Source organism: Salinimicrobium tongyeongense, assembly GCF_026109735.1.
In the GTDB taxonomy this organism is placed as follows: Bacteria; Bacteroidota; Bacteroidia; order Flavobacteriales; family Flavobacteriaceae; genus Salinimicrobium; species Salinimicrobium tongyeongense.
In genome coordinates this window covers 618,915-634,433 of sequence record NZ_CP069620.1, presented here as the reverse complement: position 1 = coordinate 634,433, position 15,519 = coordinate 618,915, and the positions used below count along the sequence as shown (strand labels likewise).

The following is a 15,519-nucleotide window of genomic DNA, read 5'->3' as shown; positions in this document are numbered from 1 at the left end:
ATCAACTTAATCAAGAACCTTAATAGGTTTTGGACTAGGCGATTTCAGGGGACTTCCGCCTGGTGCATCATGAACCACATATATTTTACTGGGATCACTTGAATAATACATCCTACAGGTATTTGAACCGGTTTCACAACCCACATCAACCTGTTCCCAGCCTTGATCGGTTTGAATAAATCCGATTGCTGATGAAGCATTTGATTCTACAGATGCAAACGAAATTCCAATGGCAAACATCATTGCGATCATTGGTAATAAAAATTTAGTTTTCATGATTTCTAATATTTAAAGATTGCCTACTCTGTATATCAGGTTTTCGGCTTTCCCTGCTTTTGTTGCAACAAAAATTTTTATGTTTTTACTTCAACCGCATTGGTTGAAGATTTTCTATAAACTGTCTTCAGGTCGTAAGAGAGAGAAATACCCAAAAGGGCCAATAAGGAACATCCAGTGTTGAAAATTAAATGTTCATTCCAGGAGAACGCTTTTATCACACCGCCACAGGAACAGGGGACAGATTCTGCAAAATTTAAAACACCAATTATATATACGTTGAAGATGATCATTAGCGCTAAAGAGAAGTAGAAGGCGATTATTCTAAATCTGGGAATAACCAACAGAAAGGATATGATGAGTAGAACTCCCGGTAGAATAATCGCAACAGGAAGAGAGATCGAACTTATGAAGGGTGACTCCTCAAGTTGCGAGTGGAACGATTTAAATATTAAAAGCTTACTGGTAGCCGCATAAGTAAATAAAATAATAAAGAACAAAGAAATAGCATATACTATGCGCTTTTTCCATTGCTTAATGTTCATCTCCAATTTTTCCATGATACTTTTCGTTACATGATAAAATTCGGAAGGATTATCTAACAGTCTGGTATAGAATTTTGTTGGCGGCGTATTTATTCCACTTTCTGATTTCTAAGCTCACTTGGATTGTAGCCGTATTTCGTTTTGAATATTTTTGAGAAATGAGGAAAACTTTTAAAACCGCAAATTTCTGCAACTCGACTGAGGGGAATATCTGTGTTTGAAATAAAGCTATGAGCCCTTTGAAGCCTTTGGTCTTTTTGAAAACGAAATACTGAAGTGTTATAGAGTTGCCTGAAGCCTATCTTTAGTTTAAATTCATTCGTGCCGTGTTCAAGAGCGAGTTCTTTTAGAGAGGGTAGGGGTTTTTCAGGATTATTGAGTACATAATCATATATTTTCTGGATTTTTTTCTTATCCGCTTCCCGGTAAAGTGAATACTGCTGCTTTTTGTTACTCTTTAAACTCTTGGTTTTAAGATTTTGTAGTGCCAGTTGAACATTTTCCTCCTTTTCTTTGGATTGGATAATTGTCTGGAGTGCAGTTACCAGAAATAACTTTCGATCATCTTTCCTTAATACAAGAGACGAAATGGAGCAAAGAGCAGGCACCGTTAATGAATTACTAGAGGAGAAAAAGAGTCGAAGCGTTTGGTAATAAGGTGACTCATTGAGTTTTTTGATTTCTTCAATTTCTTTTTTCCATTGTTGGGCAGAGTCGATGGTTAAAAATTTTTCAAAGGGAGCTCCACTCAGTTTTGAGAATGGGAGCCCCAGGAGCTGCTGGGCTGAGGAGTTAAAGTTACGAACGCAGAACTGATCATCCAGAATAAATGTCATTTGAGCTATCTGCTTGTAAGTTTCGTGGGGATTGATAAGCGCAAAATGATGAAAACTCTCTCGTATCTCTTCCGCCATCATATTTAGAAGCACTATTATTGTTTCCAGTTGGTCATTGTGGCGGGAGCGTTCAATCCGGTAAGAAAAATTTCCACTAGCCACCTCAAGAATCATTTGACAGATCTTGGAAATCTTTTCTTTATCTGTTTTGGTGTACATCTACCAGATGAATTTAGCGATAGGTTTTTAGGAATTTGAGTGCGTCGTATTTTTCAGTAAAAATGTTAGTGGGGGTTATGGGCTTACTGGTGCGAACGTAGAAATCAATGATGGCTTGAGAGATGGGGGGATTTACCAGGAAAGCAACTGCTGAAGTAAGAATTGATCCTTCCCTTGCTAAATAGTCTCTTGCTGATTTGTCTGTATCTTTGATTCCACGGGTATCACAGAAAACAGGATAATATTTATCTTCCTGGCATTTTAATCGATCAGCCACCACCTTTTCTGCAGCGAAAAGATCTATAACAACTTCCGGATGGTAGATAAAGTGGAGTATACCATCATCAACCCAAAAGGTTGCATAGTCGTTCGAGAGCGATTTGTTCATTATTAATCTAGTTTAGCCAACATTGAAGTTAAGGAAAAAATAATGTCACTTGATTGACATTCAACATTTTTACCTAACCTGATGAATAAATTTAATAGAGATAATTAGAAAGTAGTTGTAAATGAGGGAGTTTGATTTATTCTAAGAGTATTAAAATAATTCGGCACCGCAAGATTAAATTTATTTTGCCTATAAAGTATAAGTGCTTGCCTATAAAGGATTCTGTTAATAGCTAAAAACTGAATTAGGTACTTTGCTCAATTCAAATTACTTAGTTTCATCTAAATAATTTTAAACAGCTCCAAAATGGCAAAGATCAAACAGAATAATTTTCTAGACACGGTTGATGAAGTTTTTACCAGTGCAAAGAAAGCTGGCGTGCTACACCTTCATTCAGATGGTAATGTATTTTCCGGTAGGACCATCCAGATCAGCGGCAAACAGCATTATCATTTTGGAACAACTGGATACCTGGGATTAGAACAGGACCCTCGGTTAAAAGAGGCAGCTATTGACGCTATCAGAAGGTATGGTACGCAGTTTCCTCTATCCAAAAGCTATATTTCTCATCCCCTTTACGCGACCCTTGAGGAAAAGGTTGGCCAGATGTATGGACAACCAGTGATTATTACTAAAAATAGTACACTTGGACATTTAGCTGTAATACCAACTGCAGTCCGAGATGAAGATGGGGTGATCCTGGATCATCAGGTACATTGGAGTGTGCAGAATGCTACACAACTTCTAAAGACCAGGGGCGTACCTGTAGAAATGATCAGACATAACAATCTGGATATGCTTGAAGACAAGATAAAGGCACTAATTGGAAAATGCAGTAAGATTTGGTATATGGCTGATGGGGTTTATTCTATGTACGGAGATTTTGCACCGATTGAACAACTGATGCAATTGGCAAACAAATATCCTCAGTTACACTTTTATTTTGATGATGTGCATGGGATGAGCTGGAATGGAGAAAATGGTACAGGATATGTTTCAAGCATCTTAAATGAGCTGCCCAAAAATGTGTTACTGGTGGGAACGCTTAGTAAAACCTTTGGTGCCAGTGGGGCAGTTGCCGTTTGTTCAGACAAAAGATTACATAATAAGATAAAGACCTTTGGCGGTCCTCTTACATTTTCTGCGCAACTAGAACCTGCATCTGTGGGAGCTGCCATTGCTTCTGCTGATATCCATCTGTCTACTGAAATTTACTCTCTTCAGGCCGAGCTGCAGGCAAGAATTAATTATTTTAATCATCTTCTGGACCAAACGGAATTACCGCTTATAGATAGGAATAATTCTCCTGTTTTTTACATCGGGACAGGAATGCCCATCTCAGGATATAATTTTGTCCAACGTTTACTCAAGGAAGGTTTTTATGTAAACCTGGGAATTTATCCTGCTGTGCCCGTAAAAAACACCGGGGTAAGAATTACCATTTCTCGTCACAATAAGGCCAGTGATATAAAAGGCCTGGTTGAAGCGATGGAATATCATTATACTGCAGCATTGGAAGAGACGGGTGCTTCACTTCTTAAAGTAAGAAAGGCTTTTAAAATGCCTACAGAAAAAGTAAAGGAAGAAGAAAAGCAGTTAGTACCCCATGACTTCAAAATTCTTATAGAAGATTCAATAGAAAAAATTGAAAAGGAGGAGTGGAACAGGATGTTTAAAGGAAAAGGGATTCTCGACTGGGATGGACAACTCTTTTTGGAGAATGTTTTTAGGGGTAACAGTAAAAAAGAACACAACTGGGATTTTAAGTATTTAATAATCAAAGATGAGAATGATGAGCCAATTCTGGCCAGCAGCTTAAGCCATGCACTTTGGAAAGACGATTTGTTGGCACCTGCTTCTACTTCTCTCAAAGTTGAAGAACAGAGAAAAACTATGGGAGCTTATTTTCTGACATCTCAGGTTCTAAGTACCGGTTCCATTTTTACTGAAGGCGATCACATTTATATTAACGAATCACATCCGAATCTTTTAAAAGTTTGGAAGGTTTTTATTGACATCCTGGAAAACGTAGATCACGAGAACTACAATAGTTCTATGATAGTACTTCGGGATTTCCCATCGGATACTCCCTACAATGGAATTTTTCATGATCACGGCTTTGTAAAGGTGAATATGCCCGAATCCAGTGTATATAAAAATTTCAATTGGGACACACCTGAAGATTTCCAGTCCACACTTTCACGACGATCCAGAAGACACTTTGGAAAAGACATAGCTGCTTTTGAGGATAAGTTTGAATTGACGGTTTGTCAAAATGTTCAGCAGGATATACTTCCAAAGTTGCAGGTGCTTTATGAAAACGTGAGGCAGAATAATCCGGGGCTAAACACCTTTTCTTTTCCCGAGAAGCTTTTCCGTAGCATGAATGAGGATCCAAATTGGGAGTTCCTCTTATTATATCTAAAGAAGGAGTGGACTGAAAATAATTCTGTGGAACTCGTAGGGGTGATGTTTTGCTATAAAAATTTGGAAATGACTTATGTTCCAGAGTTCATTGGAATGGATTATCAATACGCCCGAGAATTTAATGTTTATAGGCAACTACTTTATCGCACAATTACAAGAGCGAAAAATTTAGGTTATAAAAAGATCGATTTTGGTTTAACCGCTGCCTTTGAGAAACGCAAATTGGGGGCAGAAATAATACCAAAGGTTTGTTATGTTCAGGCGAAGGATAACTTCTCATTAGAACTTCTAGAAACGATGCAGAATAGTAGATAACTAAATTGGCATACGTGAGCTCCCCCCTTCCAGTTTTTCAATCCATCAAATTAATATGAAGAGATTTCATGGAGTAGTGGAATCATTTGAACAGAAAATAGCTGTCATTTTAGATTCTCCAGAACAGCAAATCAGGGTGACAAATAAGGGTATCGACCTCTGCAATAGGGTTCTTACCGAATTAAAAGATCTTATTGAAAAGGAGGATTTAGAATCGGTAGAAGAAGAGATCCACTTTTTCAAAGAAGTTAAGCCTTCTGTTATGAGCTATTTAATTTATTTCACAGAAGTTCGTTCCTGTGAAATAAGGAAACCAAAAGCAGGGGTTAATTTCCAGGTCAGGTTTTTTGAGAAAGAAATAAAAAAGGTTAATAAATTTTTTTACAGGAATATTGATTTTTCTCATTACATGGAATTGGGTCACAATTATTTGGATCACCAGTTATTCACCCGCAACTACCAGAACAATTTCCCTTTTACTCCACTGGTTAACTACTACCAGTTTCCCGAATTCTCAACCTCTCATGACATGTTGTGGTCTAAAATTAAAGCCATGCATCGATTTCTGCATTATATAAGAAAATGTCTGGGAGAACTGCGTCCGGGTCGAAGTTTCATTTCTCAGGAAAGAAAGCATCCGGTTTTATTTTGGACTTCTTCGAAAACAGCTTTGACTGAGTTGATTTACGCCTTGTACTCAGATGGCGCATTAAATCATGGTGCTGCAGATCTTAATACGATTACTACCTCCTTTGAAGATTTTTTTAATGTTAAGCTGGATAACGTCTACAAGACCTACTCAGAAATAAAAGCTAGGAAAGGAAGCAAAACAAAATTCTTAGAGGAACTGATGCTTAATCTTCAACAGAAAATGAGTAAAGAAGATGGCCTTTAAATGGAAATCTTAATTTCAAAAATAGCCTCAGTTGAATGAAATCAATTTATTGTTGGAAACTGATGAGAACCATAAATCTTTCAAAAATCATCCATTTTTTGTTTAAACATCTTATAATTCAGTCGGCTGCGGATAGAGGAAACCAGCATTGGATCTGTGGTATCCTCAGGAAAGGCGGTCAAGGTAATGCAAGCGAACATATCTATAGAACAAACAGTTAATAGGAACTATTGGTTCACAGGTTCAGTCATTACTTTGCCCACTGTTAAAAAATATTCAGTACCCCAAAAAGCACAACACCTACATAAACGAGCAGAACACCTCCAAGTGTAGCAACCTGCCATCGCTTAAAACCATGTCCGCTTTTCTTGCTGCCCATATGAATAAAAGCGGCATAAAGAATACCTACCAGGCCTACGAAGCTCAAGACCGTCACGAATAAGGGGAAGTTACCCACTGGCAGACCAACTAATGCCAGAGGGAAAAACGCTACTGTAAGCGTAACGGCATGATCTCCTATGACGCTGGTGACACCGGAAGTTATTTGACCACTTTTAGCTACACTCCAGGTAGCAAAAACTTCGGGCAATGCAGCCATTGGAGCTGTAATAAATAAACCACCCACTATTTGGGATAATCCAAAGGAGGAAACCAGGTTTTCTGTAGCACGAACTGTGAAAAAGGCGCCTAAACCTAGAGCAACCAGACCTGCTACCGCCAACCAGATCTCCTTTTTCTTCCATTCCACTTTTTCGCTTTCTTTTTTTCCTCTAAGGAGGGCCTGAGCAAGAAAAGCGATATACATTCCCAACATTATCCAACCATCCATTGGCTGTAACCCTCGCCAGGCAGAAGGAACGGTTAAAATAGCTACTACTGCTACAATTACCAAGTACGGTAAAGCCTGGACTGTTACGGCCGTGGGATCTACTTTTAGCAGGTGCTCCTTCTTGTGCTCCTGGTGTCCTCCATCTTTGTTCTTATTTTTTAGATGCCTGGTCGCAATGTAAGCTGTTATGACCATTAAAGGAATAGCAATAACATTAGATCCAAACATGGTCCCCAGACCAATATCTCCAACTCCGGTTACTGCACTTGTAATATTGATGCCTATCTCTGGACTGGCAGCAGCCAAGCCAATCAAGGCGCCACCCGCAGCTACCGAAAAACCCCATTGTTTTCGTAGCTTCTTTAAAGGTTTTGCTAAATGTTCAGCGCCCCAATGAGCTGCCCAAACAGCAGCAAGTAATACTAATGCCCATAACCAGATACTCATAAGATATTCTCTTTTGGCTTCTCAGTGAAATAATAAAACATCTGAAAAATGCTGATTTGCGTTAAAAAAGAGTGTGCTACTCTAATTTATCTATTTACATCCAGATCGATCCAAAAATAATGTTATATCTAATCTCCTTCAGGAGATACAGACGGCGCTTCAGAATTTTATTCTCTGCAGTCTCACTGCATTCAAAATGGCTAAGAATGCCACTCCTACGTCAGCAAAAACTGCTTCCCATAAAGATGCTACCCCAAATGCGCCAAAAATTAGCACCAGTGCCTTTACTCCAAAGGCGAGGCCAATATTCTGCCATACGATCTGTCGGGTCTTTTTGCCGATCTTGATGGCCGTGGCGATTTTGACAGGCTGATCTGTTTGTATCACCACATCTGCGGTCTCTATTGCAGCGTCAGAGCCTAAGGCTCCCATGGCCATTCCTACATCGGCTAAGGTAATTACCGGAGCATCATTTATACCGTCTCCTACGAATGCTACCTTTTTCCCCTGTTTCTTTAGTTCCTCGACCTTAGCCACCTTGTCCTGAGGCAGTAATCCACCGTAAGCTTTGTCGATCTTCAACTGCCCCGCTACTTTTTGAACTATAGAATCCTTATCACCCGAGAGCATAACAATTGTGTCAATTCCTAAATCCCCAAGTTGCTTTATAGCTACAACCGCATCTTCCTTAATTTGATCGGCAATGGTTATGTAACCTTCATATTTACCATCTATTGCTACCACAACAATCGTTTCCACTGTTTCCTCTATTTCCGGTGCATAGGAGATGTTGAACTTCTGCAACAATTTCGCATTACCAACGAAAAGCTCTTTTCCGTCTACCGTTCCTTTTAATCCGTGTCCGGCTATTTCTTCAACGTCCTGCACTTTCAGCTGTTTATAAGCGTCGCCCGAGTGTTCTACAACTGCCGAAGCTATAGGATGAGTGGATTTATTCTCAAGTGCCGCTGTTAGCGCCAAAAACCGGTCCTTTTCCAGACATCGGACCTTTACCTCCTGCACTTTAAAAACTCCCTCTGTGAGGGTTCCGGTTTTGTCCATCACCACTGTATCTACCTTTGTAATGAGGTCGAGAAAATTGGAACCTTTAAAAAGAAGACCGTTTCTTGAAGCGGCACCTATACCACCAAAATATCCAAGCGGAATAGAGATTACCAACGCACAGGGACAGGAGATCACCAAAAATACCAGGGCCCGGTACAGCCATTCCTCAAAAACATAGGTGTCGACAAAGAAATAGGGGAGGAGCGCCAGACCTATGGCAAGGAAGACCACTATAGGGGTATAAATTTTCGCGAAGCGGGTGATGAAGTTTTGGGTTTTTGCTTTCCTCCCACTTGCTTCTTCAACGAGTTTGAGAATTTTTGATAAAGCACTGTCTTCATAACCGGAAGTTACTTTTAGCTCAACCAGCTTATCCAGGTTTATCATCCCGGCAAGCACTGTCTCCCCTTTTTTCTTGGTATCAGGTTTTGATTCTCCAGTAAGGGCGGCAGTATTAAAGGAGGAGCTTTCGCTAAGCATTTCTCCATCCAGCGCAACTTTCTCCCCTGGCTTGATCTGGATGATTTCCCCAATGTTCACATTCTTCGGATTAACAATTGAAACCTGACCATTACTAAGAACACTTACCTCTTCAGGACGATTATCAATGAGGGCTTTTATAGAGCGACGGGAACGGGCAACGGCTGCCTCCTGAAAATGTTCTCCAATTACATAAAACAACATTACCGCCACTCCTTCTGCATATTCTCCAATATAAAAAGCCCCGAGAGTGGCAATGGTCATGAGGAAAAATTCATTGAAGATATTTCCTTTTGCGATGTTGGTTACGGCATGTTTTACCACTTTGCTGCCAACTAAAATGTATGCAACGCCAAAAACAGTTAAACGCAAATAGCCACTAAACCAGTCCACTTCGAAAAAGTCTAGGGCAATTCCCAGCAGTAAAAGCACCAGGCTTACAACGGTAGGAATAAAGGAAGATCTTTCTTCCTCATCTTTACCTGCTCCCTTATGCTGAGGTGGACAACAGCTATCTTCCCCTTTTTCAGGTTTTGGTCCGGGTTCTTCAGCCGTTCTGGGAGAAGTAATTTTTGGATCTTGTAATTCTGTGTCTTTATAATCCTTGTCTTTCGCCATAACTTTTTATTAAAGGTTATTAGAGAGAATAAGCCAATACAATAAAACCGGTATTTTCCTATCTAATAATGTCTTTATTAATTACAGGAACGAAATTAATCTATATAGTCCTGCAACGGAAGTGCATTGTTTCCTGATGGCTGTGGTTTAGAATCGCAAAGTTTGAAAAAGATTATTCCTTATTGCATTTATCACAGGTTCCTTTGACTACCAAACTGGCGTTAGTTGCTGTAAAGCCCGGCGGTAGATTGATATGCGGAATCTTAGTTTCAGTTAAGCATTGGGTTTCTTTACAGGTTTCACAGTGAAAATGGAGATGAAGATCGCTATCGAGCTCACAATTACAGCCCGCCTCACAAAGAGCATACTTGGCTACTCCACTCCCGTCTTCAATCAGGTGGACGATTCCACTATCCTCAAAAGTTTTAATGGTACGATATATAGTTGTTCTTTCACTTTTTTCAAAAGCCGTCTCGATGTCAGCCAAAGTTACAGCCATTTGCTTTTGAGCTAAAAATTTAAAAATGAGCATCCGCATTGCTGTAGGCCTCACCTGCTTTTCCTCTAAAAAATTTTCTATTGCTTTCATAATTAATGCGCGTGACCGCCTTCTCCTTTTTGCATTTCAGCCATAAGATAGTAGGCATTGTTATAAGCAAATCTCGTCTCTTCCGGCAGGTCTTTTAATAGCTTTACTTCAACCCATTCACCTCCATTTGTACCGGTAATAACCTCTACAGGTCTAAAGCTCCATGCATCTCCTTCCTCTTCTGCCGTAAAAGCATAAAATTTACCCCCTTCTCTAACTATGGCAGATTCGGGTAGTGCTGTTGTTCGTTGATTATCAACCGCAATTCGCCCTCTAACGTACATTCCCGGCACAAGATTTTCGGGCCTGTCGATAATTTCCGCATGTACATGAACGGCTTTAGGGTCCTGTTCAAAATTCTTGCTTACAGAAATGATTTCCGCAGTTAGTTCAGTTCCCGGTAATGATTCGATCGTGAAATATACTTTTTGTCCTTTTTCTACTTTGGCAACATCTTTCTCAAAGACCATGAGATCTACGTGAACATCTTTCGTATTAATGATATGGAACATTTCAGACTGCGCCTGTACAAATTGACCTGTTTTGATATTGACCGATTGTACAGCGCCATCTATAGGGCTTCTTACCGGGATCCTTTGCTGAATATTTCCATTTCGAATAGTTTCAGGATTAATATTTAGTTGTTGCAGTTGAGCTTTAAGTCCTGCAACCTGTCCTTCCAGGCTTTGCAGTTCTGCCTCTGCACGCTGAAAAATTTGCCCTGAACCCACTCCGGCTTCGTACAATTTTTTTTGTCTTTGGAACTCTTTTTCCTGATAATTCAGACTGTTTAAGGCATTCATATATTGCGTTTGTACTTCGATGATCTCCGGGTGTTCAATGTAGGCCAATACATCTCCACGCTGAACTTCATCTCCTTCGATCACTATTATTGACGATACGTTACCTCCAATAACAGGAGTAACTGTAGCTTCACTTTGAGGAGGTACTTCCAACTCTCCATTTGCCTGTACATAGCCGCTCATTAACCTGGTAGTAAGGCTGTCAATTTTCATGTCAAGTACATCGAACTGCTGCTGTGAAAGCATAGCTTCCTTGACGGCTTCTGTTTTAGCAGGTTCACCGGCTTCTTCTTTCTGATTCTCCTCTTTTTCAGCATTTTCCCCGCAAGACAATAGTAGGAGAAAAGGAAGTATATATAGTGTTTGAAATTTCATCTTTTTAGTTTTTTCCTGTTAGGTAAAATTGTAATTCTGCAAGGGCTATCTGGTAATTCTCAAAAGCTTCGAGCGCTTTAATTTCTGACTCCATTGCATTGTCTAAATTTTGGATAAAGGCCACATATTCAATGGCACCTTCGTTAAAGGCGAGTAATGATCCCTCCCGTTGTTCTTCCAGTAACGGCAAAACTTCATCCTTGTAAAAAAGCCAGGAAGATTTCCATCGTTTATAGTTGCTCAAGGCAATTTCAAAATCTGTTCTTACCTGGTCTTTCTGAAAGTCGGCAGCTCTTTGTGCAATTTTCTTTTCTATTTTTGCCGCTTTAGCTTCACCGTGGGCAGCTCCGGAAAGAATTGGAATAGATATTCCGGCCTGATAATTATAAAAACCGGTTGCTCCATTCACTTTTTGAAGTCCGTACTGAACACTGAAGTCAGGAAGAAAATTAGCCTTTTCTGCAGCATAAGCAGCTTCTGCCACCGCAACCTTCTTTTCAGAAACTTCTAAAAGAGGGTGATCTTCGGGTAATTCTTCAGTGAGGAAAATTTCATCCTCAGGGATATCTTTAAAATCTTCCGGGACATCATAGACTTGCCCATTTCCCAGCCAAAGATTCAGTTTTTGGACGGCTGTTAGGTAGTCCATCTCGGCCTGTTGCAGATCAATCGAAATTTGGTTGATCTTATTTTTGGCTGTGAGCATTTCTAATCTGGAAATGGCCTCTACCTCATACCGTAGACCGACTGCCTGATTTAATTTTTGGTACAGGGAATCCAGTTTCTGAAATAACAAATACTGTTGTTTTGCTGAAAAGGCCCGGCTCCAGCCTATTTTTACCTCCTGTGCCACCTGAAGTTGAGACAGATCATAGGCTTCTTCGGCAAGGGCAATCTTTTTATTGTAAAGTTTACTTTTAAAAGGAATCCCCAATAAATCCACCCCTTTCTGTTGAACGCCTATTGTGGTGTATATTCCCCCGGCATCTCCAAGCTCTTCTCCACCCATGAATACTTCGGTTTCCCCGAGATCCCAGGCAGACTTCTTCATTGCATGCTCCTGGTCAATTCTCAACTTTTCATTTTTCAGAAGTGGGTAATTCTGAAGAGCCAGGGCAACGGCTTCCTCCTGACTTACCTGCGGAGACAATTCAGTTGTTTGAGCATTTAAACCCACGGGTAAAAGGAATAGAACAAGGATAAGCGCAAAAGATCCACCTGTTGCGGGTTTAAATTTCATCCTGCCCGACCTTGATTCGACCCATTTATACAGAATAGGCAGAATGAACAATGTGAGGAGGGTAGAAGTGATTAAGCCCCCTATAACTACGGTTGCCAGCGGCCGTTGCACTTCTGCTCCGGCCGAGCTGGAAATAGCCATAGGCAGGAACCCAAGCACATCGGTAAGAGCCGTAAGCAAAATAGGCCGGATTCTACTTCTTGTTCCAAGACTGATCCTTTCATTTAGACTTTTCACACCTTCTTCTTTTAATTCATTGAAGCTGCTTATAAGTACAAGACCATTTAAGACAGCCACTCCAAATAAAACAATGAAACCAACCCCGGCTGAAATGCTAAAGGGCATGTCTCGCAGCCATAAAGAAAATATTCCTCCAATAGCTGCAAGTGGAATGGCTATGTAGATCATGGTGGTTTGCTTAAAGGATTTGAGAGCAAAATAGATCAGGATAAAAATGAGGAGCAGGGCAATGGGAACAACGATTTGCAGTCTCTTACTTGCCCGTTCAAAATTTTCAAAGGCTCCGCCATAGCGAATGTAGTACCCGGGCGGTAGTTCAAACTCAGCATCCAGTTTGGTCTGAATATCTTCCACCACAGACTTTACATCACGATTCCTGATGTTTACTCCCACATAGGTGCGACGGTTGGTATTATCTCTACTGATCTGCATCGGGCCGGGTTGATAACTTATTTCAGCCACTTCTTTCAGCGGGATCTGGCTACCTGAAGGCAGGGTTACAAACAAATTCCTGATATTTTCAATACTTGTTCTTTCCTCTTCCTGTAATCGCACTACCAGGTCCAACCGCCTTTCCCCTTCAAAAATAACTCCCGCATCTCCGCCGGCAAAAGCCGACTGGATAAGGGAATTCAGCTCCTTGATCTGTAAACCATATTGGGCAGTTTTATTCCTGTTATAGTTGACCGTGATTTGTGGTAATCCGGCTGTGGCCTCGACTTTCATATCGGCAACCCCTTCTACAGTAGAAATAATGTTGCCCATCTCCTGCGCCTTGCTTGCTAGAACCTCCAGATCTTCACCATAAAGTTTGACTGCAACATCTTCTCGAACACCTGTAAGAAGTTCGTTGAACCGCATTTCTACTGGCTGGGTAAATTCATAGCTAACGCCGGGAATAATGCCGATTGTTTCTTTGATCTTGGTAATAAGCTCATCCTTTGAATCGGCAGAGATCCACTCATCTTTATCTTTTAGAATAATAAAGCTGTCTCCAATATCCATAGGCATAGGATCTGTTGGGACATCAGAAACTCCAAAACGAGTGACGATCTGTTCTATTTCCGGATACTCGTCCAGAAGAAGCTGTTCTATTCTTGTGGAGGTTGCAATTCCCTCGTCAAGCGAACTTCCCGGCTTCAGGATAATATGAAAAGCTATGTCCCCTTCGTCGAGCTGCGGAATAAATTCCCCTCCCATTTTGGTGAACATAAAGGCAGCTAAAGCAAATAATGCTATAGCGGTGCCCAGCACAATTTTTCCTCTTTTTAGGGATCTGTCTAACAGAGGCTCATATTTGTCCTGAACCCAACCAACAAATTTGTCTCCATAGGATTTCTTTCGCTTTTTACTTTCCTTCAAAAAGAGAGCAGAGATCATTGGAACGTATGTCAAACACAGGATCATTGCACCCAGCATGGCGAAGATGAAGGTAAGTGCCATTGGTTTGAACATCTTTCCTTCAACCCCTTCCAGGGCGAGGATTGGCAGAAATACGATAAGGATTATAAGCTGCCCAAAAAAGGCAGAATTCATCATCTTTTTTGCAGAAGAGGAGGCGATGGAATTTCTTTCAGATTTATTTAATTCGCCTCTTTTCTTCATGCGCTGATGGATGGTAAAAACGGTACTTTCCACAATGATCACGGCTCCGTCTACTATAATTCCGAAGTCTATAGCCCCGAGGCTCATGAGGTTTGCCCAGACGTCAAAAAGGTTCATCAGAATGAAAGCAAACAGGAGGGAGAGCGGAATTGTGGAGGCAACTATTAAACCTCCCCGCCAATTTCCAAGAAGCAGAACCAAGACAAAAATTACAATTAGCCCCCCTTCGAGCAGGTTTTTTGTAACTGTGGAAGTAGTGTCACTAGTAAGTTCACTTCTATCCAAAAATGGTTTTATAGAAACACCTTCCGGAAGGGATTTCTGAATCTGCGTGATCCTGTCTTTTACATTGTCAATTACCTCATTGGAATTGGCTCCTTTCAGCATCATGACCATTCCACCAACGGCTTCTCCCTGTCCATTTTTTGTCAGCGCTCCATAACGTACGGCACTTCCTATACGAACATCGGCAACATCTGAAACTGTTATAGGTACTCCGCCGGAAGTAGTGACGACAATCTTTTCCAGATCCTCCACACTTCGGGCAAGTCCCTCGCCCCGAATGAAGTTTGCCTGATGGTTCTTTTCAATATAAGCCCCACCGGTATTTTGATTATTGTTTTCAAGGGCGGCAAAAACATCAGAAATGGAAAGTCCAATAGCTTTTAGCTCATCGGGATGTACAGCAACTTCATACTGCTTTATCATTCCGCCAACACCGTTCACTTCCACAACTCCCGGCACCATTGCCATTTGTCGGCGTACGATCCAATCCTGAATTGTTCTCAACTCAGTAGGGGAGAAGTCATCCTCGAATTCCTCTTCTATTTCGAGAGTGTATTGATATATTTCCCCCAGCCCTGTGGAAATAGGTCCCATGGAAGGTTGTCCGAATCCTTCGGGAATTTCATCTTTTACGGCATTCAGTTTTTCACCTACCAACTGCCTGGGGAGATATGTACCCATGTCGTCTTCAAAGACAATAGTTACTACAGAAAGTCCGAACCTGGATATTGAGCGAATCTCTGTTACACCCGGGAGATTACTCATGGCAATTTCTACGGGGTAGGTGACGAACTGCTCGATGTCTTCAGTTCCTAAATTGGGTGCCTGGGTGATCACCTGCACCTGGTTATTTGTGATGTCTGGTTGGGCATCTACCGGAACCTGAAAAACGCTCCAGATCCCTGCACCAATTAACACCACTGTAAGTAGACCAATAATAAATTTATTATTGATCGAAAAATCAATGATCTTATTAATCATACATGATAATTTAATTCAGTTTGTGATAAAATTCTCTGGCCGAAGCCATTGACAACAGGAT

General features: G+C 40.8%; 11 protein-coding genes. 2 read left to right on the top strand and 9 right to left on the bottom strand.

Features of this window, described 5'->3' with window-relative positions; all coding sequences use genetic code 11:
• Positions 1-6: 6 nt before the first annotated feature.
• The 4 genes from JRG66_RS02830 to JRG66_RS02815 all read right to left on the bottom strand — a co-directional run bounded on the left by JRG66_RS02830 (position 7) and on the right by JRG66_RS02815 (position 2,264).
• Positions 7-276: a DUF6520 family protein gene (locus JRG66_RS02830; RefSeq protein ID WP_265164222.1), complete on the bottom strand. Its 270-nt coding sequence runs from the start codon at positions 274-276 to the stop codon at positions 7-9.
• 77 nt (positions 277-353) lie between these two features.
• A complete protein-coding gene (locus JRG66_RS02825; RefSeq protein WP_265164220.1) occupies positions 354-836 on the bottom strand; it encodes a MauE/DoxX family redox-associated membrane protein in 483 nt (160 codons plus the stop codon).
• Positions 837-910: 74 nt separating this feature from the next.
• On the bottom strand, positions 911-1,876 hold the full coding sequence (locus tag JRG66_RS02820; RefSeq protein ID WP_265164219.1) for a helix-turn-helix domain-containing protein: 966 nt from the start codon (positions 1,874-1,876) through the stop codon (positions 911-913).
• A 13-nt stretch (positions 1,877-1,889) separates the two neighbouring features.
• Positions 1,890-2,264, bottom strand: a complete 375-nt coding sequence (locus JRG66_RS02815; RefSeq protein ID WP_265164218.1) for a DUF7793 family protein — start codon at positions 2,262-2,264, stop codon at positions 1,890-1,892.
• Between the two features lie 306 nt (positions 2,265-2,570).
• Here JRG66_RS02815 and JRG66_RS02810 point away from each other — a divergent pair, with 306 nt between their 5' ends.
• The gene (locus tag JRG66_RS02810; RefSeq protein WP_265164217.1) at positions 2,571-5,006 is read left to right on the top strand and encodes an aminotransferase class I/II-fold pyridoxal phosphate-dependent enzyme; all 2,436 of its coding nucleotides are present in this window, start codon (positions 2,571-2,573) and stop codon (positions 5,004-5,006) included.
• 55 nt (positions 5,007-5,061) lie between these two features.
• The gene (locus tag JRG66_RS02805; RefSeq protein ID WP_265164215.1) at positions 5,062-5,901 is read left to right on the top strand and encodes an RteC domain-containing protein; all 840 of its coding nucleotides are present in this window, start codon (positions 5,062-5,064) and stop codon (positions 5,899-5,901) included.
• 265 nt (positions 5,902-6,166) lie between these two features.
• Here the strand turns inward: JRG66_RS02805 and JRG66_RS02800 are convergent, their stop codons facing one another.
• The 5 genes from JRG66_RS02800 to JRG66_RS02780 all read right to left on the bottom strand — a co-directional run bounded on the left by JRG66_RS02800 (position 6,167) and on the right by JRG66_RS02780 (position 15,458).
• A complete protein-coding gene (locus tag JRG66_RS02800) occupies positions 6,167-7,177 on the bottom strand; it encodes a sodium:calcium antiporter (protein ID WP_265164214.1) in 1,011 nt (336 codons plus the stop codon).
• 159 nt (positions 7,178-7,336) lie between these two features.
• Complete coding sequence (locus JRG66_RS02795; protein WP_265164213.1) at positions 7,337-9,340, bottom strand: heavy metal translocating P-type ATPase; 2,004 nt, start codon at positions 9,338-9,340, stop codon at positions 7,337-7,339.
• Between the two features lie 172 nt (positions 9,341-9,512).
• The gene (locus JRG66_RS02790) at positions 9,513-9,929 is read right to left on the bottom strand and encodes a Fur family transcriptional regulator (protein ID WP_265164212.1); all 417 of its coding nucleotides are present in this window, start codon (positions 9,927-9,929) and stop codon (positions 9,513-9,515) included.
• A gap of 2 nt (positions 9,930-9,931) precedes the next feature.
• The gene (locus JRG66_RS02785; protein ID WP_265164211.1) at positions 9,932-11,107 is read right to left on the bottom strand and encodes an efflux RND transporter periplasmic adaptor subunit; all 1,176 of its coding nucleotides are present in this window, start codon (positions 11,105-11,107) and stop codon (positions 9,932-9,934) included.
• Between the two features lie 4 nt (positions 11,108-11,111).
• Complete coding sequence (locus tag JRG66_RS02780) at positions 11,112-15,458, bottom strand: CusA/CzcA family heavy metal efflux RND transporter (RefSeq protein WP_265164210.1); 4,347 nt, start codon at positions 15,456-15,458, stop codon at positions 11,112-11,114.
• Between the last annotated feature and the right edge of the window lie 61 nt (positions 15,459-15,519).